The organism is Stenotrophomonas sp. KH_052 (assembly GCF_057838755.1).
Map to the genome: position 1 here is coordinate 4207491 of NZ_CM174475.1, position 23999 is coordinate 4231489.

The 23999-nt window shown below is 64.0% G+C and carries 24 protein-coding genes; 10 read left to right on the forward strand and 14 right to left on the reverse strand.

The genetic code is table 11. The features are described 5' to 3' along the window. Nucleotides 1-50: 50 nt before the first annotated feature. Entirely contained in the window at nucleotides 51-1454 is a 1404-nt protein-coding gene (locus AC3ITW_RS19250) for an efflux transporter outer membrane subunit (protein ID WP_016487825.1), read from the reverse strand. A gap of 101 nt (nucleotides 1455-1555) precedes the next feature. Between AC3ITW_RS19250 and AC3ITW_RS19255 the strand changes: the two genes are divergently transcribed. The 9 genes from AC3ITW_RS19255 to AC3ITW_RS19295 all read left to right on the forward strand — a co-directional run bounded on the left by AC3ITW_RS19255 (nucleotide 1556) and on the right by AC3ITW_RS19295 (nucleotide 11244). Further along, nucleotides 1556-2197: a TetR/AcrR family transcriptional regulator gene (locus AC3ITW_RS19255; RefSeq protein WP_016487826.1), complete on the forward strand. Its 642-nt coding sequence runs from the start codon at nucleotides 1556-1558 to the stop codon at nucleotides 2195-2197. Nucleotides 2198-2328: 131 nt separating this feature from the next. Beyond that, nucleotides 2329-3360 (forward strand): efflux RND transporter periplasmic adaptor subunit, encoded by a 1032-nt coding sequence (locus AC3ITW_RS19260; RefSeq protein ID WP_223231736.1) that lies wholly within the window; start codon nucleotides 2329-2331, stop codon nucleotides 3358-3360. Nucleotides 3361-3384: 24 nt separating this feature from the next. Continuing rightward, complete coding sequence (locus AC3ITW_RS19265) at nucleotides 3385-6489, forward strand: efflux RND transporter permease subunit (RefSeq protein ID WP_016487828.1); 3105 nt, start codon at nucleotides 3385-3387, stop codon at nucleotides 6487-6489. 80 nt (nucleotides 6490-6569) lie between these two features. Further along, nucleotides 6570-6917: a DMT family transporter gene (locus tag AC3ITW_RS19270; protein ID WP_032665245.1), complete on the forward strand. Its 348-nt coding sequence runs from the start codon at nucleotides 6570-6572 to the stop codon at nucleotides 6915-6917. 15 nt (nucleotides 6918-6932) lie between these two features. Then, nucleotides 6933-7553, forward strand: a complete 621-nt coding sequence (locus tag AC3ITW_RS19275; protein ID WP_016487830.1) for a DUF3313 family protein — start codon at nucleotides 6933-6935, stop codon at nucleotides 7551-7553. Then, a complete protein-coding gene (locus tag AC3ITW_RS19280) occupies nucleotides 7550-8707 on the forward strand; it encodes an MlaE family ABC transporter permease (protein ID WP_016487831.1) in 1158 nt (385 codons plus the stop codon). The genes AC3ITW_RS19275 and AC3ITW_RS19280 overlap by 4 nt, the downstream gene beginning before the upstream one ends. Further along, entirely contained in the window at nucleotides 8701-9525 is an 825-nt protein-coding gene (locus AC3ITW_RS19285) for an ABC transporter ATP-binding protein (RefSeq protein WP_153190658.1), read from the forward strand. The genes AC3ITW_RS19280 and AC3ITW_RS19285 overlap by 7 nt, the downstream gene beginning before the upstream one ends. 91 nt (nucleotides 9526-9616) lie before the next feature. Next, nucleotides 9617-10546: an MlaD family protein gene (locus tag AC3ITW_RS19290; protein WP_016487833.1), complete on the forward strand. Its 930-nt coding sequence runs from the start codon at nucleotides 9617-9619 to the stop codon at nucleotides 10544-10546. Nucleotides 10547-10638: 92 nt separating this feature from the next. After that, nucleotides 10639-11244 carry an ABC-type transport auxiliary lipoprotein family protein gene (locus AC3ITW_RS19295; RefSeq protein WP_223231737.1) on the forward strand — a complete coding sequence of 202 codons (606 nt, stop codon included), beginning with the start codon at nucleotides 10639-10641 and terminating at the stop codon, nucleotides 11242-11244. Nucleotides 11245-11319: 75 nt separating this feature from the next. Here the strand turns inward: AC3ITW_RS19295 and AC3ITW_RS19300 are convergent, their stop codons facing one another. From AC3ITW_RS19300 to AC3ITW_RS19340, 9 genes are all read right to left on the reverse strand, one after another. Further along, nucleotides 11320-13314: a relaxase/mobilization nuclease and DUF3363 domain-containing protein gene (locus tag AC3ITW_RS19300; RefSeq protein ID WP_016487835.1), complete on the reverse strand. Its 1995-nt coding sequence runs from the start codon at nucleotides 13312-13314 to the stop codon at nucleotides 11320-11322. 448 nt (nucleotides 13315-13762) lie between these two features. Continuing rightward, entirely contained in the window at nucleotides 13763-14350 is a 588-nt protein-coding gene (locus tag AC3ITW_RS19305) for a S26 family signal peptidase (protein WP_006379345.1), read from the reverse strand. Next, the gene (locus tag AC3ITW_RS19310; RefSeq protein WP_006379346.1) at nucleotides 14347-14904 is read right to left on the reverse strand and encodes a DUF2840 domain-containing protein; all 558 of its coding nucleotides are present in this window, start codon (nucleotides 14902-14904) and stop codon (nucleotides 14347-14349) included. The genes AC3ITW_RS19305 and AC3ITW_RS19310 overlap by 4 nt, the downstream gene beginning before the upstream one ends. Continuing rightward, the gene (locus tag AC3ITW_RS19315; protein WP_022652187.1) at nucleotides 14901-15164 is read right to left on the reverse strand and encodes a hypothetical protein; all 264 of its coding nucleotides are present in this window, start codon (nucleotides 15162-15164) and stop codon (nucleotides 14901-14903) included. Before AC3ITW_RS19315 ends, AC3ITW_RS19310 begins: the two co-directional genes overlap by 4 nt. Further along, nucleotides 15161-15799: a ParA family partition ATPase gene (gene parA, locus AC3ITW_RS19320; RefSeq protein ID WP_003092312.1), complete on the reverse strand. Its 639-nt coding sequence runs from the start codon at nucleotides 15797-15799 to the stop codon at nucleotides 15161-15163. The genes AC3ITW_RS19315 and parA overlap by 4 nt, the downstream gene beginning before the upstream one ends. Before the next feature lie 241 nt (nucleotides 15800-16040). Further along, nucleotides 16041-16898, reverse strand: coding sequence for a replication initiator protein A (locus AC3ITW_RS19325; protein ID WP_003092315.1), 858 nt, complete (start codon nucleotides 16896-16898; stop codon nucleotides 16041-16043). A 14-nt stretch (nucleotides 16899-16912) separates the two neighbouring features. Continuing rightward, nucleotides 16913-17197, reverse strand: a complete 285-nt coding sequence (locus AC3ITW_RS19330) for a helix-turn-helix transcriptional regulator (protein ID WP_001247107.1) — start codon at nucleotides 17195-17197, stop codon at nucleotides 16913-16915. A gap of 111 nt (nucleotides 17198-17308) precedes the next feature. After that, nucleotides 17309-18079, reverse strand: coding sequence for a DUF2285 domain-containing protein (locus AC3ITW_RS19335; RefSeq protein ID WP_006379424.1), 771 nt, complete (start codon nucleotides 18077-18079; stop codon nucleotides 17309-17311). A 342-nt stretch (nucleotides 18080-18421) separates the two neighbouring features. Further along, the gene (locus AC3ITW_RS19340; protein ID WP_016487838.1) at nucleotides 18422-18769 is read right to left on the reverse strand and encodes a DUF2958 domain-containing protein; all 348 of its coding nucleotides are present in this window, start codon (nucleotides 18767-18769) and stop codon (nucleotides 18422-18424) included. A gap of 287 nt (nucleotides 18770-19056) precedes the next feature. Here AC3ITW_RS19340 and AC3ITW_RS19345 point away from each other — a divergent pair, with 287 nt between their 5' ends. Continuing rightward, entirely contained in the window at nucleotides 19057-19350 is a 294-nt protein-coding gene (locus tag AC3ITW_RS19345; protein ID WP_006379425.1) for a helix-turn-helix domain-containing protein, read from the forward strand. Nucleotides 19351-19662: 312 nt separating this feature from the next. Here AC3ITW_RS19345 and AC3ITW_RS19350 read toward each other — a convergent pair whose 3' ends face one another. The 4 genes from AC3ITW_RS19350 to AC3ITW_RS19365 all read right to left on the reverse strand — a co-directional run bounded on the left by AC3ITW_RS19350 (nucleotide 19663) and on the right by AC3ITW_RS19365 (nucleotide 23996). After that, nucleotides 19663-19977 carry a DUF736 domain-containing protein gene (locus AC3ITW_RS19350; protein ID WP_001273857.1) on the reverse strand — a complete coding sequence of 105 codons (315 nt, stop codon included), beginning with the start codon at nucleotides 19975-19977 and terminating at the stop codon, nucleotides 19663-19665. Nucleotides 19978-20747: 770 nt separating this feature from the next. Further along, nucleotides 20748-20957, reverse strand: a complete 210-nt coding sequence (locus tag AC3ITW_RS19355) for a hypothetical protein (RefSeq protein ID WP_016487839.1) — start codon at nucleotides 20955-20957, stop codon at nucleotides 20748-20750. 61 nt (nucleotides 20958-21018) lie between these two features. Then, nucleotides 21019-23088, reverse strand: a complete 2070-nt coding sequence (locus AC3ITW_RS19360) for a ParB/RepB/Spo0J family partition protein (RefSeq protein WP_006379606.1) — start codon at nucleotides 23086-23088, stop codon at nucleotides 21019-21021. Nucleotides 23089-23168: 80 nt separating this feature from the next. Further along, nucleotides 23169-23996, reverse strand: coding sequence for a DUF932 domain-containing protein (locus AC3ITW_RS19365; RefSeq protein WP_003092327.1), 828 nt, complete (start codon nucleotides 23994-23996; stop codon nucleotides 23169-23171). Nucleotides 23997-23999: the final 3 nt, after the last annotated feature.

Here is a 23999-nt window from a genome sequence, read left to right on the forward strand (position 1 = left end):
TTGCGCCACGCTATCTAGCCTTCGCAAGCTGCTCCAGCAAGCTTCCCCGATCAAACAGGTGGGCCGGATAGTGCTTTTGCCAGCACACCCCATTGCACGGCTGTCTCGGCCCGCGTGCGGATCAGCGAAGCCTGCGCTGACATCACCCCCGCCTCAGCCTCGGCCACCACCGTGGCGTCCACTTGTCCCGCCTCAAACAGACGGCGGCTGCGATCGAGCTGACGCTCCGCGACTGCGACCCCCTCGGTCTGATGCTCCAGTGCGGCGTGCTGCGTATGCCAACCGAGGTATGCGTTCTCTACGTCCTGCAATGCACTCAACAAAGTGCGCTCGAACTCCGCGCGCGCAGCTCGGCTGCGCGCCTCTCCGGTCTCGATGCCGGCACGGATCGCGCCACCATCGAAGATCGGCAACGAAACCCCGGCCCCAAGTGAAAAAATGTTGCCGGTAATGCGCGTCCCCGCACTCTCAACGCGCTGCCGTCCGCCGCTCAGGTCCAACACCAGCTTAGGGAAGCGTTCGCCTTCGGCTGCGTTCCAGCGCGCGGTTTCGGCTGCGAACTTCGCTTCGGCGGCGCGCACGTCGGGCCGCTCACTCAGCAGGTCCGCAGGTATGCGTGTCGGTGTCCAATTGGGGGCGGCGAGTGAAGCAAGAGTCGGAGAAGCTGCAGACGCTCCGGGCGTTTGTCCCGCTAGTACATCAAGTGCATGCGTCGCCTCGCCGCGCGCACGCCGAAGTTGCTCTTGCTCCACACGCAGTGCGACGACGCCGGAGCGGGTTCGCTCGATGTCGAAGCCGGTAGCTTGTCCGGCCTCGAACTTCCGTTGTGTCAGCAAGACGAGTCGCTCGGCGGATGCCAGCCGCGCCGTGGCGAGCGCTTCGAGTTCACTGGCTTGGCGCTGCTGCACAGCCGCCGACACTGTTTCAAACGCGACCTGCCAACGCGTGGCAACCCACGCTTGTTCGGCTGCCACCGCATCCAGGCGCGCACCTTCTGCTGCCTGCGAAAGCCGCCCCGACAGGTCTGCCTCCCACGATGCAGACAACGTGGCGCGGCCATCATTGCCGATCGCAACGTTCTCTGAATAGTCGCGTCCTCGAGTTGCCTGCGTGCCCGCGGACAACGAGGGGAGCAGGGAGGCCCGTGCTCGCCGCGTGGCGGCCGAGGCCTCGTCGACGCGCGCGCGCGCAATCGACAGTTCGGTGTTGCGCTCCAGCGCCGCCCGGACTAGGACATTGAGCTGTGGATCGCCGTAGGCCGTCCACCAGTCGACGGGAAGAGTACGGCGGGATGATTTGTCCAGGATGCCTTCACCTCCCTCTTCATTTGAGAAATGGGCCGGTACATCCAGGCGAGGCGGATCGGCAGAGTGCGGAGCATGGCTGCAAGCCGCAAGAAGCATTAGCGGCGAAATCATGGCCATGAGGCGATAGCGTTCAAGAATTTGAGACATGGCAGGTCCTTGCATTCCGAAAAAGTCTTGACGGACTGTTTTACGCCTTCTACTATACCGTCTGGACTGTATATGACTCAAGCTTTTTTTGGAGCACGACCATGCCGCCTCGCGCGAAAACAAAGTTGCCCCCCCCGTCCACCGCCCATAGCAGCACCGATGCGCAGCCCGTTCTCCAGCAAGGAGCCCAGCTAACTCGCGAGCGCATCCTGCAGGCCGCTCGCGAACTGGTGCTGGAGGAAGGCGCCAGTCGTCTGACGCTGGACGCCGTCGTCGTGCGGGCCGGGTTGAGCAAAGGGGCGTTTCTCTATCATTTCAAGACCAAACGCGATTTGTTCGTGACACTGATCGACGAGATGATCCGGGCGTTCGACGCGGTACAAGCCAATCACGAGCGCAGGTTTGCCGGAGACCCGGACCCCTGGCTGTCGAGCCAGGTGGAAGCGATACCCGACGACGAGATGCAGAAGATGGGCGCAGCGCTGCTCGCGGCAGCTGCGGAAGATCCAACACTTCTCGACCCACTGCGCGAGTGGTATCGCGTGCAGTACGAACGCGTGCGTCGATCCCCGCGTGGCACCGAGACCGCGGCACTCATCATGCTGGCATTGGATGGCGCCCTGTTCGCCGATCTCCTGGGTCTGCCGATACTCGCACCCGCAGAGCGGCGGCATTTCTTTCGGGCGCTCCAGGATCTCGCCTCGGGCCATCTCGAACTGATCCCTGCGAAAGGACACCCATGAGTCGCGTCCGTAGAGCTTTCATGACCGCGTGCGCACTGCGCTCCTTGACGGTTGCTTGCACACTATTCATTTCGACCCTGGTCTCAGGGTGCGGAAACTCGCAATCCACCGTATCCGAGCCTCCGCGCGCAGTGAAGCTCGCCGCCGCGCAGTCGGATCTTCCGCATAGCTCCCGCATCGAATTGACTGGCTCGGCGCGAGCAACCGAGCGCAGCATCCTAGGATTTGAAACAGGAGGACGGATCGCCAAGTTGAACGTCGACGTGGGTGAACGGTTCGCCCGCGGTCAAGTCATGGCAGAACTTGATGCGGAACCTGACCGGCTTCGCGTGACGCAAGCGCAAGCATCCCTGGCGGCCGCCGAAGCCGGCCTGATGGATCGACGTGTACAGACAGATCAACAGCGCCGGTTGCTCGAAAGCGAAGTCATCTCCCCTGCTGCGTTCGAGAGCGCCAAGGCGCAGCTAGCGGTCGCAGAGGGCCAAGCGCGCACTGCCAAGGCAGCGCTTGGCCTGGCCGAACGAGCACAACGTGGCACGATGATCGTCGCTCCTTTCGATGGTGTCGTGGCGGAAAAGCTGGCTTTGGCGTTCACCGACATTGCTGCTGGTGCGCCGGTATTTCAGGTCGACGGTGTGCGCAGTGGCACTGAGATCATCGCGAACGCGTCTACTACACAGGCACCTCACATAGATGTCGGCCAACGCGCAGAACTGTTCTGGAGCGGAGCCGAACAACCAATCCGAGCGGTGGTACGTCGTGTCGGTCTGCGCGCCGAAAATGGCTCGCTCCTACCCGTGGTGCTAGTGCCTGAAGATAACGCGCAAGCGCGCGCACTTCGGCCAGGTATTCCCGTACAGGTCGTGCTCGACGCACCTGCGGCGACCTCCAAGACCTCTCGGCCCGAGACTGTATCCGTCCCTTATGCCTCGCTGGTGCTCGGCACGAAGCCGGGTGAGGCTTCCGTCTTCGTCTACACCCCTGCAGATAAGAAGGTGCACCGTCGCGCGGTGCGCTTCACGCCGGCACAGGAAGGAGACAGCGCGCGCGTCCTCGCTGGACTTAAGCCCGGCGAGACGGTGGTTGCCGCCGGAGGCGGATGGCTCACCGATGGACAGCCAGTGACACCACTGGAAGCCACCACTCAATTGACCAAGCGCTAACGCGATCCACCAGGTTACTTCATCATGAAGATCACCGAGATGGCGCTGCGCGCCAGTCGACTTACCTACTTTGTAGCGCTTATCATTTTCGTCGCCGGCATCGCGACCTTCCTGAATTTTCCTTCTCAGGAGGAGCCGACTGTCACGGTCCGCGATGCGATGGTCACGGCGTTGAACCCGGGGCTGCCCGCCGAACGCGTTGAGCAACTCATTGCCCGGCCGATCGAGGAGCGCTTGCGCGAACTGGCAGAGGTCAAGCGCGTGACGAGCACCGTGCGCGCAGGCAGCGCCATGATCCAGGTCACGATCTGGGACCGCTACACCGACTTGGCACCGATCTGGCAGCGCGTCCGGGCCAAGGTCGCCGATTCGAAGGATGCCTTACCACAGGGCACGATGGGGCCTTTCGTCGACGAAGACTTCGGCCGCGTCGCGGTTGCCTCGATTGCGGTCACTGCACCAGGTTACTCCATGAGCGAGATGCGCGTCGCGCTCAAGCAGATGCGCGACCGCCTGTACACCGTGCCTGGTATTGAGCGCATCACTTTCTACGGCCTGCAGGAAGAGCGCGTCTATCTCGAGTTCGATCGGCCTAGGCTTGCGCGATTGGAGCTGACACCACAGGGGGTGATCGACCAACTCGTCAAACAGAACGTCGTCGCTTCGGGTGGACAAATTGTCGTCGGCGGCATCAATGCAACCTTGGCGGTCAGTGGCGAAGTGAGTGACGCTCCCTCCCTGCGAGCAATGCCGATCGCGCTGCCGCGACCGCAAAGTAGTACGGCGCCCATGCCGACGATCGCATTGGGTGAACTGGCGCAGGTGAGTGTGCGGCCAGCCGATCCGCCGGAGTCTGCCGCCATCTACAAAGGCCAGCCCGCGGTCGTCATGGCGGTTTCGATGGCCTCTGGTCAAAACGTGGAGCAGTTCGGAAAAGCGCTCAAAGCACGGGTTGCAGACCAGGAGAAGCTGCTGCCGGCGGGTTTCGATCTGTCATACGTCACTTTCCAGGCCGATGTCGTCAAGCACGAGATGGGCAAAATGAACCACGTCATGATGGAGACGATCATCGTCGTCCTCGGTGTCGTCGTGCTATTCCTCGGTTGGCGAACCGGGATCATCGTGGGCATGATCGTGCCGTTGACGATCCTCAGTGCACTCATCGTCATGCGCGCGATGAACATCGAGCTTCAGAACGTCTCGATGGGCGCCATCATCATTGCGCTCGGCTTGTTGGTGGACAACGGCATTGTGATTGCCGAAGACATCGAACGCCGCCTAGCCGGTGGCGAAGATCGTAAGCATGCCTGCCTCGAGGCGGGCCGCACGCTCGCCATTCCGCTGCTCACGTCCTCGCTCGTGATCGTGATCGTGTTCTCGCCGTTCTTTTTTGGCCAGAACGCCACGAGCGAGTATCTGCACAATCTCGTGGTCGTGCTGGCACTGACGTTGTTCGCATCGTGGCTGCTGTGCCTGACTGTCACGCCCCTGTTGTGCTACCACTTCGCCAAACCCCACCACAAGCAGGAGCATGGCGACGCGTATGACACCCGCTTCTACCGTGGCTACCGGCGCGTACTGGAGTGGGTTCTCCACCATAAGGCGGTCTATGTAGCGTCGATGATCGCGGCGCTTGCCATTGCGCTGTATGGCTTCACCACCCTGCCTTACGATTTCATGCCCAAGTCCGACCGGCTTCAGTTCCAGATTCCGGTGCAGCTCGCCCCAGGTACGGATTCGCGCGAAACGCTCGCACGCGTGAAGCAGATCAGTAGTTGGCTGGGCGACAAGAACATCAATCCAGAAGTCTCCGATCACATCGGCTACGTCGCCGATGGTGGACCTCGCTTCATCCTTAGCCTGAATCCACCGCTGCCGGCATCGAACATCGCGTACTTCGTTGTCACACTGAAGCCGAAGAGCGACATCGACGCTGTCCTCGCCCGAACCCGCAGCTACTTTGCGCACGCACATGGCGACGTGCGCGCCGAGCCCAAGCGCTTCTCGCTCGGTGCGACCGAATCAGGGACCGCCATCTATCGTGTCAGCGGTCCGGATGAGGAGGTATTGTTGGAGGCTGCGTCCAAAATCGAAGCAGCACTGCGCAAGCTGCCCGGAACCATCAACGTCAAGAACGATTGGGATACGCGCATTGGCCGCATCGACGTAAAGGTTGACCAGGACCGCGCGCGTCGGGCGGGCGTAACGACTGAAGACATCGCTGGCGGGCTGGATGTCCGCTACAGCGGCCGATCGATCTCGGTGATTCGCGACGGTGACACCTCCGTTCCGATCGTCCTGCGCAGCATCGTAAGCGAGCGTCGCAGCACGGCAGACGTAGGCGCGACGCTCATCTATCCCAGCAACGGCGGTCCGGCGGTGACGCTGGCCCAGGTCGCAGACGTATCGCTCGCGAGCGAGCCATCGGTCATCCAACGGCGCAATCTCATCCGCACGATCACCGTGCAAGGACAGAACACCTCCTACACCGCCCAGGAGATCGTCAACCGCCTGGTGCCTAGCGTCGCTGCCTTGGACCTGCCCGCGGGCTACTCGGTCGAACTTGGCGGCGAGATCGAGGAAGCTGCCGAATCGAACGCCGCGCTGTCGACCTACATGCCCCTCGCATTTCTGGCGATGCTGATGCTGTTCGTATGGCAGTTCAATTCCTTCCGCAAGCTCGGTGTGATCCTCGCGACGATCCCTTTCACGCTTATCGGCGTGGTATTGGCTCTGAAGCTAACCGGCACACCTTTCAGCTTCATGGCGACCTTCGGCGTACTGGCCTTGTTCGGGATCATTGTCAACAACGCCGTGCTGTTGCTGGAACGCATCGACCAGGGCTTAGCGGAAGGCCTGCCGCGCCATGAAGCCTTGGTTGGGGCCGCGATACAACGACTTCGTCCAATCGTGATGACCAAGGTCACCTGCATTTCGGGACTGGTGCCACTCATGCTCTTCTCCGGACCGTTATGGACAGGGATGGCGATCGCGATGATCGGTGGGCTGGCGCTCGGAACGCTGGTGACGTTGGGCTTGATTCCGTTGCTTTACGAAGTCCTGTTTGGAATCAAGCGAATTGGGCCGTGGAGCCTGAGTGCCGCCACCGCGCATGGAGATCGCTCATGAGTCTCTTGCGGACCGCCTCGTGCTGCGCATTCTCAGAATTCGTATGTACCCACGCTTCATCCGTATGTCTCGCTAGGCTTATGCGATTCAGCATCCATCCGCTGATCTGGAAATCCTGGTCGATTGTCATTGCCGCAGGGGTTCTAGGAGCGGGCTATCCATTGGGCCTGCGGGCCATCACGGCGGGCGGTCCGACGCGCTGGGTCGGCCTCTGTGTGGCAGTGACGTGCATGGCGGCCAGCGGCGCACTTTTGTGGCTCGCGCTCAAGCGGATTCCGATCAGCGCGGCCTCTGCAGCCTGGGCAGGAATCGGGCTACTTGGAAACTTGGGTATCGGCGCCCTCTTGCTAGGCGATCTCGCATCAGTGACGCGCTGGTCTGGCACCGCCCTCATCGCAGCAGGCATTGCCTGTCTTAGTTTCGTTTGATCAAGGAGACCCATTATGAAGAGCAAAACTGCATTGATCCGCGGCGGCATTTTTTTTTGCGTAGCAGCCGCGCTCTCTGGATGCGCGACCAACAGCATGACGCGCTCCGGATTTCTCGGCGACTACGAGAAGTTATCGCCGACACGATACGAGAACGTACTGATGTACCGCGCAGCGGGATTCGAGCCCAAGCGTTATGCCGCTGTCGTGGTGGAAGATGCGCAGATCAAGACCGCCTCGGGTCGCATCGATGGGCTCGATGACGCGCAGCAGCGTGAAGTGCTAGACCATGTGACGAGCGAACTGAAACGCCAGGAAGGCAAAAGTCCCGCCACCCCAGGTGGCACGGGACAGGTTCGGGTGCGTGTAGCGGTCACCGAACTGCAGACACCGAATCGGGCAGTCAATGCAATGACGACCCTGCTGGTTGGACCCGTGACGACGGGCGGTGCCAGCCTAGAGTTCGAAGCAGTCGATGTAAGTACGGGACGACGCGTTGCTGCCGCCAGTTGCTTCGAGCGCGGCAACGTCATTAAAGAGTTCGCCGGTTCGTACACATTGCTGGGTCATGCCAAAGCGGCGATCACGAACTGCATCGAGCGCATCGACAGCGCTTGGCGGGACACGCAGCCATGAGCAACGCTTCACAGGCTTGGCTCCGGCAGGATGCCATGGTCGGCGGTGATCACAAATGGCTGGCGGGTGGCGACTGGACGATAGAGCACTACGCCAGTCTGGCAAAATCCGTGTCCGCCGCCCGCATCAGCCATGCCGAGGGGTACGCCACTCCCTTGCTCGACTGGACGCAAGTCCAGAGACTGGACACCGCCGGCGCGGCTCTGCTGGTGGAAATTCTCGGGCCAGACTCGATACTCGACCGGCCGGAGGCAGCTCCAAATCTGTCCCCGGATCGCCTCGCCCTAATGAAAGCGCTTGCCGCCGCTGCTACCGCTCAGCAGAAGACGGACAAAGCAGCGGTGAGCGGGAATCCTCTGCTCCGCGGTCTGGGACGCATAGGCCTGACCGTGGAACAGGGCTGTCGTGCGTGTCTTGGTCTGGCCGGGTTCGTGGGTCAGATCATCGAAACATGGAGCCGTACCGTTCGTCACCCGCGTCGCTGGCGCACGACCTCGGTGATCGCTCAAATCCAGCGGTCAGCGGTGGACGCCATTCCCATCGTGGCGCTACTGAGCTTCATGGTAGGAATGGTGGTGGCGTTCCTGGGCGCAACGGTGCTGGCCAACTTCGGTGCGAGCATCTTCTCGGTGCATCTGGTCGCCTTCTCGTTCATGCGCGAGTTCGGAGTGCTGCTCCCGGCCATATTGATTGCAGGCCGTACCGCAAGCGCGTATACCGCCCAAATCGGTTCGATGAAGGCAAATGAAGAGATCGATGCGCTTCGCTCCAACGCGCTCGACCCCATCGAGTTGCTGGTGCTGCCACGCGTGCTGGCGCTTCTTGTGTCCTTGCCACTGCTCACATTAGTAGGCATCTTGGCTGGCATTGTGGGCGGCGCCACTGTATGCGCACTGAGCTTGGAGATTCCTCCTGCACAGTTCCTTGCCATCGTGCAGGAAAAAATCGAGGTGCGCCATTTTCTTGTCGGAATGAGCAAGTCCCCGCTCTTCGCGGTGATGATCGCCGCTATCGGCTGCCATGAAGGGTTCAAGGTCGCCGGTAGCGCTGAGTCGGTAGGCGACCACACGACTTCTAGTGTTGTGCAATCAATCTTCATGGTGATCCTGATCGATGCCATCGCTGCACTGTTCTTCATGGAGATGGGCTGGTGAGCGCGGTGAAGGAAGACACCGACAACGGTGTGCGACACGCTATTGAAGTGCGCGGCCTAGACAACAGGTTTGGAACCCAGCAGGTCCATCAGGACCTGGACCTGGACGTGCGACGCGGGGAAATCCTTGGCGTGGTGGGAGGATCAGGCACCGGGAAATCCGTGCTCTTGCGTAGCATCGTCGGGCTGCAGAAGCCGCATTCGGGCGTGGTCCGTATCGGGGGGCGCGACCTACTGCGAGCCCAATGGCTTGCACGCGCGCGTATGGAGCGAAGGTTCGGCATTCTGTTCCAGAAGGGCGCGTTGTATTCATCGCTGACCGTCTTGGAGAACGTCGCTCTTCCTTTAATCGAGCATGTCGGTCTGGCGCGGCCTCTTGCCGAGCGTTTGGCAAGAAGCAAGCTGGGCTTGGTGGGGTTGCCTGCCGGAGCGGGAGACAAATATCCGGCCTCGTTGTCCGGAGGCATGGTGAAACGAGCAGCACTGGCGAGAGCCTTGGCGCTTGATGCGAACATCCTGTTTCTTGACGAACCCACCGCAGGACTGGATCCAATCGGGGCTGCATCTTTCGACCAATTGATTCTGACCCTGCGCAATGCACTGGGTCTCACGGTGTTTCTGGTAACCCACGACCTCGATACGCTGTACACCATATGCGACCGTGTCGCGGTCCTGGCGAACCAGAAGGTACTCATCAACGACGGCATCGAGGCAGTCGAGCGATTCAAGCACCCGTGGATACAGGAATACTTTCACGGCCCCCGTGGCCGTGCGGCCGCACAGGCCACTGGTGCTTCCAGCCAAGAGACGCAGCCATGAAACCCTTCCGCATCTGCATCATTCTTCCGTCGCGCACGCATTGGGCTGGGCGCACGCAATATTTACACTCTGAAAACGAGGTGGTCTGATCATGGAGCCACGTGCCCATCATGTATTCATTGGTCTGTTCGTCGTGCTGCTCGGTGCGATTGGTATCGGCTTCGCGCTCTGGCTCAGCGACACACGTTCCGACCACGATTACCAGTATTACCGGATCATGTTCGATGAGCCAGTGACCGGGCTTACGCCCGGCAGCCAGGTTCAGTACAGCGGAATCACGATTGGCGAAGTCGTTGCACTTTCTCTTTCGCCGCCTGACCCAAGGCGGGCGATAGCGCGCGTGCGTATCAATGCCACCATCCCGGTCCGGCAGGATACCCGCGCTGAATTGGTCATCACGGGAATTACCGGCAACGCGGTGATCGAGTTGAGCGACGGTGGGCCAAACGTGCCATTGCTGGATCGGAAAGAGGACGAGGAACCGTTGATCCTCGCGCCACGTTCGGCGATGGCATCCCTGGTCTCCGGCGAGGGTAACAGCATGACGACACTCAACGGCATCTTGCTGCGCACGCAGGAGTTACTGTCGAAGGAGAATTTGGCTCTTGTGCACCGCAGTCTAGTGAATCTCGAACAGACTACGGGCGCGGTCGCTGACCAGAGGGCCGAGATCGCGACGTTAATCAGCAATCTGACCGAAGCAAGCAGAGAATCGACAGCTGCCGTGCGCCAAGCAAATAGCACTCTTCGCGATGCCAACCTGCTACTAAATAACGATGGTAAGCAAATCATGGTGAACACGCGTGATGCAACGGCATCCCTCGAACGCGCCGCTTTCAGGGTTGAGACGCTACTGCAAAACAATCAGGAATCGCTGAACCAAGGCATGGCCGCCACAGGCCCTGCCATGCACGAACTCCAGCAGGCGCTGGCCAATCTAAACACCGTGCTGCGCCGACTGGATCGCAATCCGGCGCAATACCTGCTCGGTGGAGAGAACATTGAGGAAACCAAGCCGTGAACACTTCCGCCAGGATGATTCCCGTCGCTGCCGCGACTATGACGCTAGTACTCGGCTTGTCCGCGTGCAGTGTGCTTCCCAAAACAGCTCCAATGGTCACCTACAAACTGCCCGACTATCACATCGCCCAGGCGGAGAGTACGCCACGCGCCGTTCCTGGACCTGGGGCGCTGCGCGTCTACGCCCCTGAGAGTAGTCGCGTCCTGGATTCGGAGCGGCTTTTCATTGCGCAGCCCGATGGTCGCTTGTCGGCTTGGCAAGGAGTGCGTTGGGCCGACCCCGCACCGGTGCTGCTACGCGACCGAATCGTCGAAGCCTTCATGCGCGATGGGCGGTCGACTTCGGTGATTACCGATAGCACGCCAATGAGCGCCGATATGGAGTTGCGCAGTACGCTACGGGCGTTCCAGCTCGAATACCGCGGCACTGAAGCGATCGCCGCGGTTCGGGTTCGGCTCGATGTGCAACTGGTCGATCCGGCCAAACGGACTGCTATTGCCAGTAGACGCTTCGAAGCAATCCAAGCTACAGGCAGCAAGCGAGAGGCAGATGTGGTGAGCGCGTTCGGTGTCGCGACGGACGTGTTGGCCGGGCAGATCGTTGAATGGGCAGTTCAGGTCGGGGCAGCGCGTTTGCGAGTTGCACCGGAATCGGCAAGCAACCATGCACCCACAGCGTCGGCGATAAGCACAGACTAGTCGCCTTAACGGAGCACAGAAGCTAGGGCCAGAACGCTGCTCGACACCTTAACTCGGTACGACAGCCTACGGCCCCTATCCAATCCCAGGACCTCGTTGCCGTCCAACCTCCCATGACACACCGCCGCCGCGTACAGTCGCGGCGATCTGCTGCCCCAGTCGTGGCTCGATTATCGGCCGCCAAGGCACCAGACTGAACCCCATGCCGTCATCGAGCAGCGCATAGCGACCGCTGGCGAGAATGACCGAGCGCCGGTAGATGCCGGCTACGCGCTGCCCGTCTGTGACGTGCCGATGCTCCAACCCACTATCGGCGGCAATGTGCTGGGCGGCCTGCGCCAGCTCCCGATTGCGCAGCGTTTCCAGCAGATTCCGGGAGAGAATCACCCGCTGCCCACGCCGCTGGGCCAGCCCCTGTTCTTCGAGGAAGTCGGCGCGCTGCTGCAAGGCTTGCTTGGCATCGCCACCAAAGCCCAGGTCGCCCAATCCCCGGCCGCCGCCGATCAGTTGCTGGTCGAGCCAGGTGGCGCCGATCACGCGGGCCTGCCGCTCGATCGGCAGGTGAGATTTCAGGTCCACGGCCACGCCGCCCAGTCGCTGCGCATCGTACTGGCGCCCACGCTCGGATAGGTCGTCCGGCACTTTCCATAGCCCTTCCGCCACGCGCTCCACGATGCCGGCCCGGCGCAGGGCTTCCAGCCGTCGGACGTGGGCCGCGACGACTTCCTGCGGGTCGCGGCCGGGCTTGGCTCGGCCTTGCTCGATCGCCAGGTGATGATCGGTACGGTACAGGCCATCGCTCGCCAGTGCGGCGATGTTCTTGTCCGCCGCCCGTACCTCGGCGGAACCACGCACCTCCACCACCGCGCCGGTGGGGTAGCTCGCCAGTTCGTCGCGGGCGTTCAAAGCGACGTAGTGGGCCTTGCCGTCCACGCCGTCGATGACCAGATAGCCGCGGTCGTGCAGCTCGTCGGCCAGCCCCTTGGCGGCCACGCGGCCGACGAGGGTACGGCCGTCGTCGGCCGGCTCGAATACCGCCAGCTCGCGCGGCTGGCCGCTCATGGCGCGCTGCATGGTGCGGATGATGTCGCCACGCTCGCCCAGGGCACGCAGGGTCTTCTCAGCGTCGGCATGGATGGCCCAGGTGCTGGGCTGCACCTCGTCGGCCAGGCCGAGCCGCTGCAAGCGTTGCAGCCGGCCGATCAGTAGCAGGCGCTGGCGTTGCAACGTCGGTTCGTTGAAGCGTTCGATCCGCACCCGGTCATCCTCGCCGACCTCGCGCTGCAACGTGCGGTCGAGGCTCGTCCACCGCTCTTGCTTCACCTCGCGCTGCCAGGTCTGCTGGATCTCCAGTTCGGTGCGCGGCCCCAGCCATTCCGTCGCCAGCTCGGCGGCGCGATGGCGGAAGCCGTGGGCGATGTAGTCGCCCGCGATGACGAGGTCTCTGCCGGTATCGTCGCGTCCGCGCACGATCAGGTGCGTGTGCGGGTTGTCGGTGTTCCAGTGATCGACCGCCACCCAATCCAGCCGCGTTCCCAGGTCGGCCTCCATGCGGTTCATCAGGTGCCGGGTGTAGGTGCGCAGGTCGTCCAGCTCGGCTCCGTCTTCCGGGGAAACAATGAAACGGAAATGGTGTCGGTCGTCCTGGCAGCGTTCCTTGAAGGCATCGAGGTCGGCATGGTCGGTCTGCGGCCCGTAGGCACGGCCCGGCTCGCCGTCCCGGCCGGCACCGTCGCGCTCGATGTAGCGCAGGTGCTTGGCGAGCGACTGCGGGCTGGCGTTGCGCTGGTTGACCAGCAGCGTCTTGACGGTCACGCGCCGTGACATGGGTGTCAGCTTTGCACCTGCGAAGCGCGCTGCCGTATGGCCGCGCCCAAGCCGTGAGCCGGGCCGCTGGCCCGCGTGCTGGCCGCTCCCGCCAGCGACAGGACGGCGCACCGCCGACTTGCCGCCGCTGGCTTTGCCAGCCCGCTTGAGCACCTTGGAAACGAAGCTCTGGCCCTGGCCTTTGCCTCGGTTCTTCGGCGCGCCAGGGCGCACCCGGAAATCGTCGTCGCGGCGGTCGGTCATGGCAGCGCCCCTGGCAAGCTCCGGCGTCTCCGGGCGTGCGAAGCACGCGGACATGCCTGCATTGGCGCGGGCCTCGCGCCCCACGCGGCACGGCGGCAAAGCCGCTCCGTGCCGCGCCACCCCCATGTGCAGACAGGCCTTCGACGCGGCCCGGTGCCGCGTCCTTTTGTCTTGCCTTCCGCCTTTGCCCCTCGCTCCCGCTCCGGGCATCGGCGGCCCGGCGGCGCTGCTGCACCAGCAGCCAGCCCGCCGGCGAACACGCCAATGGCCGCAGGCCAGGCGCGTTCGAGGCAAGACGCCTGCACGTTGGACGGCTGCGCCGAAGGCAGCGCGAAGTGCGGTGCGAATGCACCCGCACTGCACGTGCGATGACAAGGCGACGAACAGTAGAACGACATGCCCGATGGCACGATGAGAGGCGCGGCAAAGTGCAGCGAATCGGCGGCCATCATGGACGTGTCTCCAGCCAGATCGGATGCGCAACGCCGATCGCGGTGGATGCACTGACCGGCCCGAAATAGCGGCTGTCGAACGACGCTGGGTTGGTCACGCTCAAGAGGAACAGTTCGCCCGGTTCGAGACGGCGGCAAAGCTGCAAGGATGGCAGCGGTCGGCCCTGCCGGTCGGCAGGCAGGGCGGCGGCCACCGGCACGCCGTCGATGCGAACCTGGCCGGCGACGATGCAGACGTGTTGTGGCGCGACTGCGCCCACACGTTTGAGCAGCGGAACGCGGGTCGGTAGGTAACTGCGCTGCGCAGCCAGCATGGCGGCCCTGTCGGGCAGCGGCACCAGCACGATGCTGTCCACGGACAGCGGACGTGGCCGCGAGGCGGTGCGCGGGTCGAACGGTTCGATGCGATACCAACCGACCGCCACGCTGTCGGACGGGTTGTAGGCCATTCGCGGCAGGGGCTGCACGAACGCAGCCCAGGCCAGCGCAGCGAGGCCGACGGTGGCGAAGCCTGCCAGCACGAGGCGAGTGCGCAGGCGCGAGCGAGGATGCGGCACGGGGCCGGTCGTGGAAATCGTGGTCATGGCAATGCCCTCCCTGCCAGCCAGGCGGCGTGCCGTTCTGTGGTGTATGTGGGTAACGCCGAGCGCGCTGCGAGCCGGTTCGCGAGCGTGCGCCAGTACGCGGGCGATGTGTCTGCGGCTGCGATGCCCAGCGCCTCGATGTCGTCGATGCGTTCCAGCACGGCGCGAACGTTGGCATCGCCTTCGGCGTGCAACAGCAGACGCGCGCCCGGCTGCACGCCGGGGATGCGTTGCACGGCGTCCAGCGGCGTGGCGGTCTGCATCACCATGAGCTGCCAGCGGATCGTGCCGTAGTCGTTGGCCTGCCAACGGATGCGGCACAGAACCGCGTTCGGCAGGAACACGGCGCAGCGCCGCCAGCGGTCGAGCTGGAGCGTGCGCGCCGGTTCGCCGAAGCGCAGGTAGAGCTTGAAGCGGGGTTCGATGTAGGTCAGCGCCACGCGCGTCAGCGGCACGTTGCCGGCCTGGCCGGCGAGTGTCGAAGGCGCCGGCGGCGGTGCAGCCGTGGGCGCACTTGCTTTGGGGGTGTGGGCGGTCGAAGCGGATGCGTTCACGGCGTGCCCTCCGGGGGAAACTCCCGCTCCAGCAGGCTGCGCAGCAGTTCGGCTACGGTCACGCCTCGCGTGAAGGCCGACACCTTGATGCGCGCCCGCATGGCGGGCGTGATGTCAAGCGTCAGTCGAGCGGTGTAGAGGTCGCCTTTCTGCAAGGCATCTGCGTCGCCCTGGCGAATCCACGCTTCGGCGTGCGGATTCGCTGGGGGACGTACACCGATGCCGACGCGCTTGCTGCGTGGTGATGGCTTTCCAGTCATGTCGGCCACCGCAGCAGTTCGTCGGTGAGCGCGGCGATCTCGCGGGCAGCGGCGCTGTCGGGCGCGGTTTCGCGGGCGAGCCGGCCAGCGGCTACGCTGTCGGCAAAGACGATGCGCTGGTGGATCTCCGAGCGCAGCGCGGGCAGCGGCTGTTCGGCCAGCGATTGCCGTGCCTCCCTGCCGATGATGGTGGTGCTGACGCGCCGGTTGATGACGAAGGCCGCGCGTAGCGCTGGCCGGAACACCTGTGCTTCGCGGATCAGTGCGACCATCTCGGCAGAAGCCCATACGTCGTAGGGGCTGGGCTGCACGGGGATCAGCACGCGCTCGGCCGCCAGCAGCGCGGAGCGCGCGAGGGCGGCGATGCGCGGCGGGCCGTCGATGATGATGTGATCGGCCCGCCTGGCGAGTTCTGGCGCTTCCTGATGCAGCGTTTCGCGGGCAAGGCCCACGGCGCTGAACAGACGGGGCAGGCCCTGCTGGCTACGCCGCTGCGTCCAGTCGAGCGATGACCCCTGCGGGTCGGCATCCAGCAGGATGACATGCAGGCCGCGCATCGCCAGTTCGCCGGCGATGTGCGTGGCGAGCGTGGTCTTGCCGACGCCGCCTTTCTGGTTGAGAAACGCGAAGATCATGGCGCGGCCCTCCGAGCTGGAAAGCCGGCCTGGGCGTGCCATTTCGTGGTTGTCCACCGAAACGGCGCGCTTCTACTAAAAGTTATGTATTTCTTGTTAGGTAAGTTAGAGGGAACGCAAACCCGCGCCGTTGTTGGCTTTCCGGCGTTTTCGTACTCCTGATAGCACGAGGGTCGTACTCCTGATAGCACGATACCCGGTACTCCTGATAGCACGAGGCCGTCCACAGGTTCTCCCGCAGTTATCCCCGTGCCGCGTGCGGCACGGGCCGGAAGGTCAGCAGCTCGGTGTTGTCGTCCGGCATCCGCTCGATGCCGAGGACGTAGCCGGGCAACGACTGCCGCGCCACCAGGGCGCGCACGTCGTAGGCGAAGTCCGAGAAGCGGGCCGCGCTGCCGGATTTGCGGTACAGGTGTCGGAAGTCGAATTGCCAGCCGTGCTCCTGCCGCCCGCCATGCTTGCGCACCAGGCGGTACAGCCAGCGTTCGATACCGCCTTTCAAGCGGAAATAGGCCGGGTCGATGGTCAGCACCAGGGCGGCGTCGAGCACGCCGGCATAGAACCAGTCCGGCAAGATCAGCTCGATGCCCAGCGGGGTGCCGCTGGCGTCGGCGAGTTCCTTCCACTCGTTGATCCACGAGAAGCGATGCAAGCGCCTTCCCGTGGTTTCGCGGATGGACGTGGCCACCGTGGTCGATTGCAGCCGGTCGAGGGCGGCCTTCAGGCGCTGGTAGTCGTTGAGGGACGTGCCGCGCCCGATGAAGCGCAAAATCTCGTAAGGCGTGGCGCGTATCCAGCGCGACGGGCGCAGGCCCGCGTCGCGCGCCTCCACGATCTGCGAGGCGGCCCATATCAGCACGTCGGCATCCCATATCGTTGCGATGCCGTGCTCCTGCGTGCCTTCCACGCGAATGGTGACGTTCCCGCTGCGGAAGTCGATCGGCGCCGTGCGCCGCGACTTGGCAAGCGAGAAGAACGGAAAGGCCATCAAGTCCTGGGAATCGCGTGGCGCCATGTCGCCCGGCAGCGCTCGGAACAGATCGAGCTGTTCGCGCTGCGGCAAGGCTTGCCCTGGCGGGCTGGACATGGCGAAGGCCACCCACGCGCCGACGATCAGCGGCCATCACGGTAGTCGCCCGCGTGGCGCTCGGCGTATTCGGGATCGGACGTGGCCTCGTAGCTGCGCTGGTCGGCCCAGGCATCGAGGTCGGACACCGCGTACATGACGCGGCGGCCGAACTTGCGGAACTTGGGGCCGCCGCCGATCACCCGCTGCTTCTCCAGCGTGCGCGGCGACAGCCGCAGGTAGTCGGCGGCTTCGTCGTTTGTCAGGTAGCGTTGAGGCTGCGAGGTCGCAGTGACGGCAGCGGCGGCAGGCCGCGAGGGAGCAGGTCGCATGGGATGTACCTCCATCAAGCCCGGCCACACCACGCGGCCGGATAGAGGCACTCTCAAGAAAGCAAGGCTTCTTGCTAAGGGACGATTCGCACGGGTCGAGAAACGTCCCCCCTAATGCGACGGGAACATTGGAAGCTGCGCTAGTCGGCGGTAGCCGCCGTGCATCAGCTCATCGCCGCGGCGTACCAGCCGCCGCACGCGGGCACGCAATGCACTGTCTTTGTGCCAGTCGGCCGCGACGGCATCCGCGCCGAACAGACCTTCGGCCACTTCGCGCAAAGAGGCTCCCGCGAGGGTCGCGTCGAGCGCTTGCAAGGTATGCAGTTCCAGCAGCGCGGCGGGCGTGGGGCGAGAGCGGGCTGTTGCCACAGGCGCGGCCACGGTTGCGGCAGATAGCGCATCCAGCTTCGCAGCGAGCGTGCGGTAGCGCGCACAGGGCGTGGCGCAGGCGCGTGTGGCGTAGAGATAGGCCGAGCCATCTTCTAGGTCGGGTGCGAGTGCGAGCCGAACGCAGCAGCCTGGCCAATGCGATACAAGCACCAGGCGCTTGCCGTCGTGGGTCAGTTGCTTGCGCCCAGGAATGCGCCAGAACTCGAAGGTATGCGCATCGGGTGGTGGGTCGGCGTCGGGGTATAGCTGCACCACGCCGTCGTGATCGGGGAACCAAGCAGGATGTGCATCGCGCGCATCCAGGCCGGGATCTTCCAGCAGGCGCAGGCCCCAGGCCTGCGCCGCATCTGGCTTGCGACGCCGGCGTAGCCAGTCGCGCCGGTAGCTTGCATTCCTGCGCAAATACTCCCAAGCCAGCGCTGGGCCATCGAGGTGCAGCGTGTAGAGATACGCGGCCGTGGGATACCAGTGTTGGCTGCTGCGGTCAGTCATGGCGAAACCTCCCTGTTTCTGGGAACGTCGCCACAATTCCGCTGTGCGGGAGCTATCGAATCGCCATCAAGTGGTCATCAAACTCGGGTTACGCTTTAACTGCTGGTGTCAAGACAGATTCGCTCCAGTGCATTGCCGAAATCGTCTAAATGCGACGACTGCACCGCCCGGAAATGGGGTGCAGCATTGAACACCGTGCCGAATCTCGCGCCTGGCATCATGACTGTTTTGGTCAGGAGCGCACCACCCTGGTGCAAGCATGCGGATCAAGACTTGCCAGGTCTTGGCTAAGACCGAAATAGTCACAATGCGATACTTTTTGCCTGGTCGCGCTGGAATGCGTCAATCGGTGATCGAACCGTTTTCCTGAGCCAGTCGAACGTATTCCGACAGCGGCCGCGTCGGCTGGAAGTACCGATCTCGTATCACGGGCTGCTTGAGCGGCCCGACGATGGACGCCAGATCGGACAGCTTCACCGTCGCCAGGGCAGGCATCCCGATCCCGAGGTCGATCAGGCCGTAGGCCGTATCGCCATCGGTCGGATCGAGCGCGGCCAATAGCCAGGTCGCATGTGCGTCCGGTGTGAACAGGCGCACCACGGGCAGCGGGTCACATTCCTGGCCTGCGGCGCGGGTGAGGCCGTGGGCCAGTAGGTGCACCCGGTCTTCCTCGGTGACAAGCGTGGTCAAGGCCGCGCCCCTTCCACGAACACACGCAATCGCCGAGGCGCATCTGTGCCTGCGGACGGATGCACGTATGCGCAAGCGCACGAAGCCGCAAAAGCGGAGAGGCACGAAGGCGTATTGGTGGAAGTCAGGAAAGACACGGACGCGGTTCCCTGGGTCTGAGGAAATCCGCAGATGCGGATCTCCGTAAAAGCACGGAAAAGGAAAACATCACCACCAAATGAACACTATAGATTGTAGTCCTATAGGGCGCAATGGGCTGTCATCTTGGTTTTTTGGGGAAACCATAGGTGGCAGCGAAGAACTCATTGGCAGCGGCGATTCGGACGGTAAGGAAGGCGCGTGGTTTGAGCCAGGAAGCGTTCTCCAACGTGTCCAGTCGCACCTACATGAGCACGCTGGAGCGCGACCTGAAAAGCCCAACCATCCAGAAGCTGGCCGATCTGTGCGAGGTCATGGAAGTGCATCCGCTCACGCTGCTCACATTGGCTTATGCCGGTGACAGCACCCGCGAAGCTGATGAATTGCTGGCACAGGTGCGCCAGGAACTCAGGGCGATATTGGAAGAGCCCGACACGCCGTAGCGCGTTGGCGTGTGGTACTGAATTGCAGCAAGCGGAGCGCGCAGCGCCGCAGGCGCGAAGGCGTGAGGGATTGAAGCCGGATGGCCGTGACGGCTTGCCGGCACGGGGCGAAGCCCGAAAGCCCGGCGGCGCTTACAGCGCCGACACGCCACACACCGCTCGTTGACACGGATTGCGAGCCACAAGGCACGCATGCAGGCCCGCGGTGACGGGCGTATCCAGCACGCGGCAGCAGCAGAAATCCTGCGCGTGCGGTGCTGCGATCAGCAGCATCGCGCCCCGCCGCAGTGGGCGGGACGCGGTAAGCGGCTGTCAGGCCGCCTTCGGCTTGTTGCGCGACCAGATCAGGTCGTGCGTGCCGTCCTCGTTCTCGATCAGGCGGGCATAGACCGTCGCCGGGAACGAAGGGTCGTCGATGGATACGGACAGGTATTCCCGCCCGGCCTCGCTGGTCTTCTTCCACGCTGCGCCGACTTCGTGGCCAGCCGCTTGCAGGTGGAAGTCGGGGGCGTTCTCGGTGTCGCCCTTGTCGTTGGGAACCAGCTTGACCTTGACGTTGAGCGTCAGGGTGCGAAGCGTGCCGGTGAAGCCGTCTTTCTCTGCGGTGAAGGTGCCGATGTTAGCCATGATGTTTCTCCTTTCGGGTTGAACAAGGTCGCGCCAGTGCGTCCTTGTTGTGATCCGGCCGGCGGGGGATGGGCTGGTCGCACCGCGCAGCGGTCGCAACAACGTGGAGAACCTGGAAGCGAAAAGAATTTGTCCCGCGAGGAATGCGCGCAGCGCAGGGGAAATTGTTTTCGCTGCAAGGTTGCGGCCATGAAGCCCAAGGCGCAGCCGCGCCACCGCCAGGATTCACAACAAGACAAGGACGCACAGGCCGCCCGCTCCCGAATGGAGACGTGGCCAACTCGGCATCCCCGCGTGACGGCTGCACCGGCTTGCGCCCTGACGCGGGCCAGGTCAATGCCCCGACGACAAGGCCAGAGCGCCCCTGCCGCAGCTCACGGCCACATACTGAGGCGTGGTGTGGAAGCTCCATAGAAGCGAGGCTGGGCGGCGTGTCGGTGAACCGTCTTTCGTGACGTACAGACAACGAACCGCCAGCGTCGGGGACGGCACGCTTTCGTGCAACCTGCCGCAGCAAGCCGGGGCGTAGCCACACCAGCCCCGCCCATTGCGGCGGGGCTCGGTCGAATCGTTGGCGGCGCGATGCGCCGCCACACTTGCTGGCTTCGTGGATTTCGCGCACGAGCGCCCTTGTGCGTGGCCCCATCGCCGCCGACCGAAGGCGGCGATGGGGCTTTTTTTTAGCAGTGAAACCGGGCGCGGCCACCGCCGCGCCCGGAGTTTTCGACCACCGGCCCCAAGGCGGCACGGCTTGGGGCCGGTGCGGCTCGTTATTTCTTGGTTTCGATGATCCACCACACGGCGCGCGGCAAGGCGCGGCCCGTGAGGGGATGCAGATCGGTCAGGTCGGCGCGGGCCGTCCAGCCACGCGGCGGACGGTAGCCGCGCACGTCGCCGTCGCCGTGCCAGCGGCGGGCGCGCACCGTGCCGGAGGCATAGGTCGCAGCCATACGGGGGCGGTTTGCGGGTTGGTGGGTCATGGCAGGCATCCTCAATATGAAGCGCCCCGGCCGGAACCGGGGCGCTATCTACGGTGCGAAGTCACGCGGCCAAAGCCTCGGCCTGCGGCTGGACATCCGCCACGGCGGCCGCTTCTTCCTGTGCTTCGGCTTCGCCATCCGCCGGCGCGTCCTGCCCGGCCTGCTGCGGGCCTTCGGTGCGGAAGATGGCGGGCATCCAGCCGGTGCCAGCGGCGAGCCGTTCGGCTTCGCTGGCAATGTCGCCCTTCTTCAACTTCGCCAGTCGGGTGACGTGCGAGGGCGCGAACCCGCCAACGGCTTCCAGAATCGCGGCCTTCGGCACATGCCGGAAGTAACCCTCATTGGTGGGCTGCCACCACGCGGCCATATCCAGCCCCACGGCCTGCGCCAGTTCCGCGCCGGGCTGGTGCGGCGTGGCGCGAGGCGTCACCACGTCCACCGTGGAAGCTAAGCACACGGCCAGCAGCCGCACCAGTTCATCCTGTGATTTCGCCAGCAGCGCGGCGAACAGTTCGGCGCTGTCCTCCGGCAAGGTTTCGCCTGCCACCTGTTGCAGTTCGCGCAGCGCCACGGCGGCGGGTGATTCCGGCCAGTCCGGGGCCATGCCTTCCAGCCGGTCTTGCACCGTGAGGCGCACGCCCAGCGGCAGGTCGTGGCCGTAGTGGCTTTCCTGCAAGACGGTCTGCACCATGCCATGCACCACGGCGGCCAGCGCGGCTTGCGGATGCCGGGCCACTTCGATTTGCAGCGCGGCGGTACGGTGCGCGCTCAACCGCTGCGCCAGTCGGTCGGACATGGTGGCGGTCTTGGGCTGCTCGTCGTCCTCGCCTTCGTCCTCGTTTGCGGCTTCGCCTTCGCTGCCGAAACCCTGCCGCAGTCGTTCCAGCGTGCGCAGCGCCTTGGCTTCGGCTTCGCGCAGCAGCCCGCGATGAATCGCGGCCTGCCCGTCGCGGTCGATGGTGACGATGGCACCGGCTGCGGCCTTCACATTGGCCGCATAGTCCAGCAAGCCTTCTTCCAGCGCCTGCAACTGCTCGCCCAGGCGTTCGCCTTCTTCCTGCAAGGCATCGGCCTTTTCTTCGTCTTCGTCGTCCAGCGCGGCATCCACGGCTTCGGCCAGTTCGTGCAGCTTGGTTTGCAGCTTCTCGATGCGCTGCGCGTCGCGCTTGTTCGGACTGCGGCGTTCCCTTGGCGCACGCTGGAAGGCTTGCAGATCGGCATGGGTCATGCCCGGCGTGGCATCCACCCACGCCCAGCCCTCGGCCTGCACCTTGGCGGCGATACCTGCCAGCTTGTCCTGCGCCAGCCGTTCCAGCAGTGCGGCATCGGTCAGATACACGCCTTTGTCGCCCTCCGCGAACAGGTCGCGGCGGATGCCACCGCCTTCCTGCTCGTAGCCGTCCAGCCCGACAAAGCGCACCAGCGGATGCCGGTAGGCGTCGATTTCGCGTTCGGTCAGACGGTCGCGCAGGTTGTGCGGGCTGCGCTGCCATGTCGGCGCATCGTAGAACGCGGCTTCCTGCGCGGCGTGGTCGTCGGTGATGGCAAGGGCCATCAACTGGTCAAGGCTCACGGCCTCGGCGCGATAGTCGGCCAGCAGGCGCGGCGAGACGTTGGCGAGTTTCAAGCGGCGCTGCACCACCAGCGGCGTGACGGAAAAATCCGCTGCGATATCCTCGATGCTGCGGCCTTCGGCCACCAGCGCGGCGAACGCCTCGAACTGGTCGGCGGGGTGCATGGCTTCGCGCTGCACGTTCTCGGTCAGGCTGGCCGTGCGTGCGGTGCCATCGGCCACCTGCAGGCAAGGCACCTCCCATTCCTTGCTGATGCGGTGCTTCTTCGCCAGCAGCTTCAACGCTGCGAGGCGACGGCCACCGGCCACGACTTCGTAATGCTCGCCGTCGGCGGCGGCAATCACGATGAGGTTTTGCAGCAGGCCGACACGCTGGATGCTGGCGGCGAGTTCGGGAATGGACATGCGCGGGGTCTTGCGCACGTTGCGGCCAGTGGGGCGCGACACCAGCCGCGACAGCGGAACCAGAATCAGGTTCTTGGTCGGGTCAGCGGCTTCCAGCGGGATAGCGGCGGCGGTGTTGATGGCGCGGGCTTCGGTTTGGGTAACGGCGTTCATGGTGATAACTCCTATCGGTTCAGGAATGCAGCAGCGAAGAAAGCGACAAGGGCTGCTGCCTGCCCCTGCCGCGTGGGGATTCAGGCTTTCAACTGGCGCATGCCATCGGCCAGCAGCCAGAGGGCGCGATTCAGTCGGATGTTTTGGTCGATGCCCTGCACCGGGCGGGTTTGCTGTCGGCGCCCGTTGGCGCTGCGGCCACGCAGCCCGCCTTGGGTCAGGTTTTCTTGGGTGCGGTTGAACACGCTCCACAGGTCGGGGCGGCGGTCGTCGAAGCGGCGCGGCATCAGGATTTGCGATTCCGTGATGGGCGCGGGCTTGTCGGGGTCGTCGTACTTGAGGGCGAGCGCGGCGCGGGCGAACACTTCGGATTCGCCATCGTCCAAGGTGATGCCGCGCATGGCATCGCGCGATTCCTTCACCCGATCGAAACCGCTCAAGACTTCGTAAGCGCCCTCAATGACCAGACCGGCCACGTCGCCTTTATGGGGCACTCGCACATCGGCCACGGTGTTGCCGCAAACAAGGCCATTGCTGCACACGAACCGGAACATTCCGGCCAGCATCTGATAGCTGCTGGTGCCGTCGTGCGAGTTCAGCAGCACGATTTCGTTGGCCTCCGCGCCGTTGATCTGGCTGGCATGGCGCAAGCGAATCATGTGTTTGGTGTGCTCGCGCTTGCCTTCGTCGCGCACGCGGGTTTGCGTCACCATGAAAGGCTGGAAGCCTTCTTTGCGAAGCTCGGTCAGCACGGCGGCGGTGGGGATATAGGCGTACCGCTGCGAACGGCTCTCGTGCGGGGCATCCGCGAAGATGGACGGGGCCACGCGGTGAATCTGGTCGTCGGACAGCGGGTAATCGCTGCGCAGCGAGGGGGAGCGGAAAGCGAAACGGGATGCGAGTTGCATGGT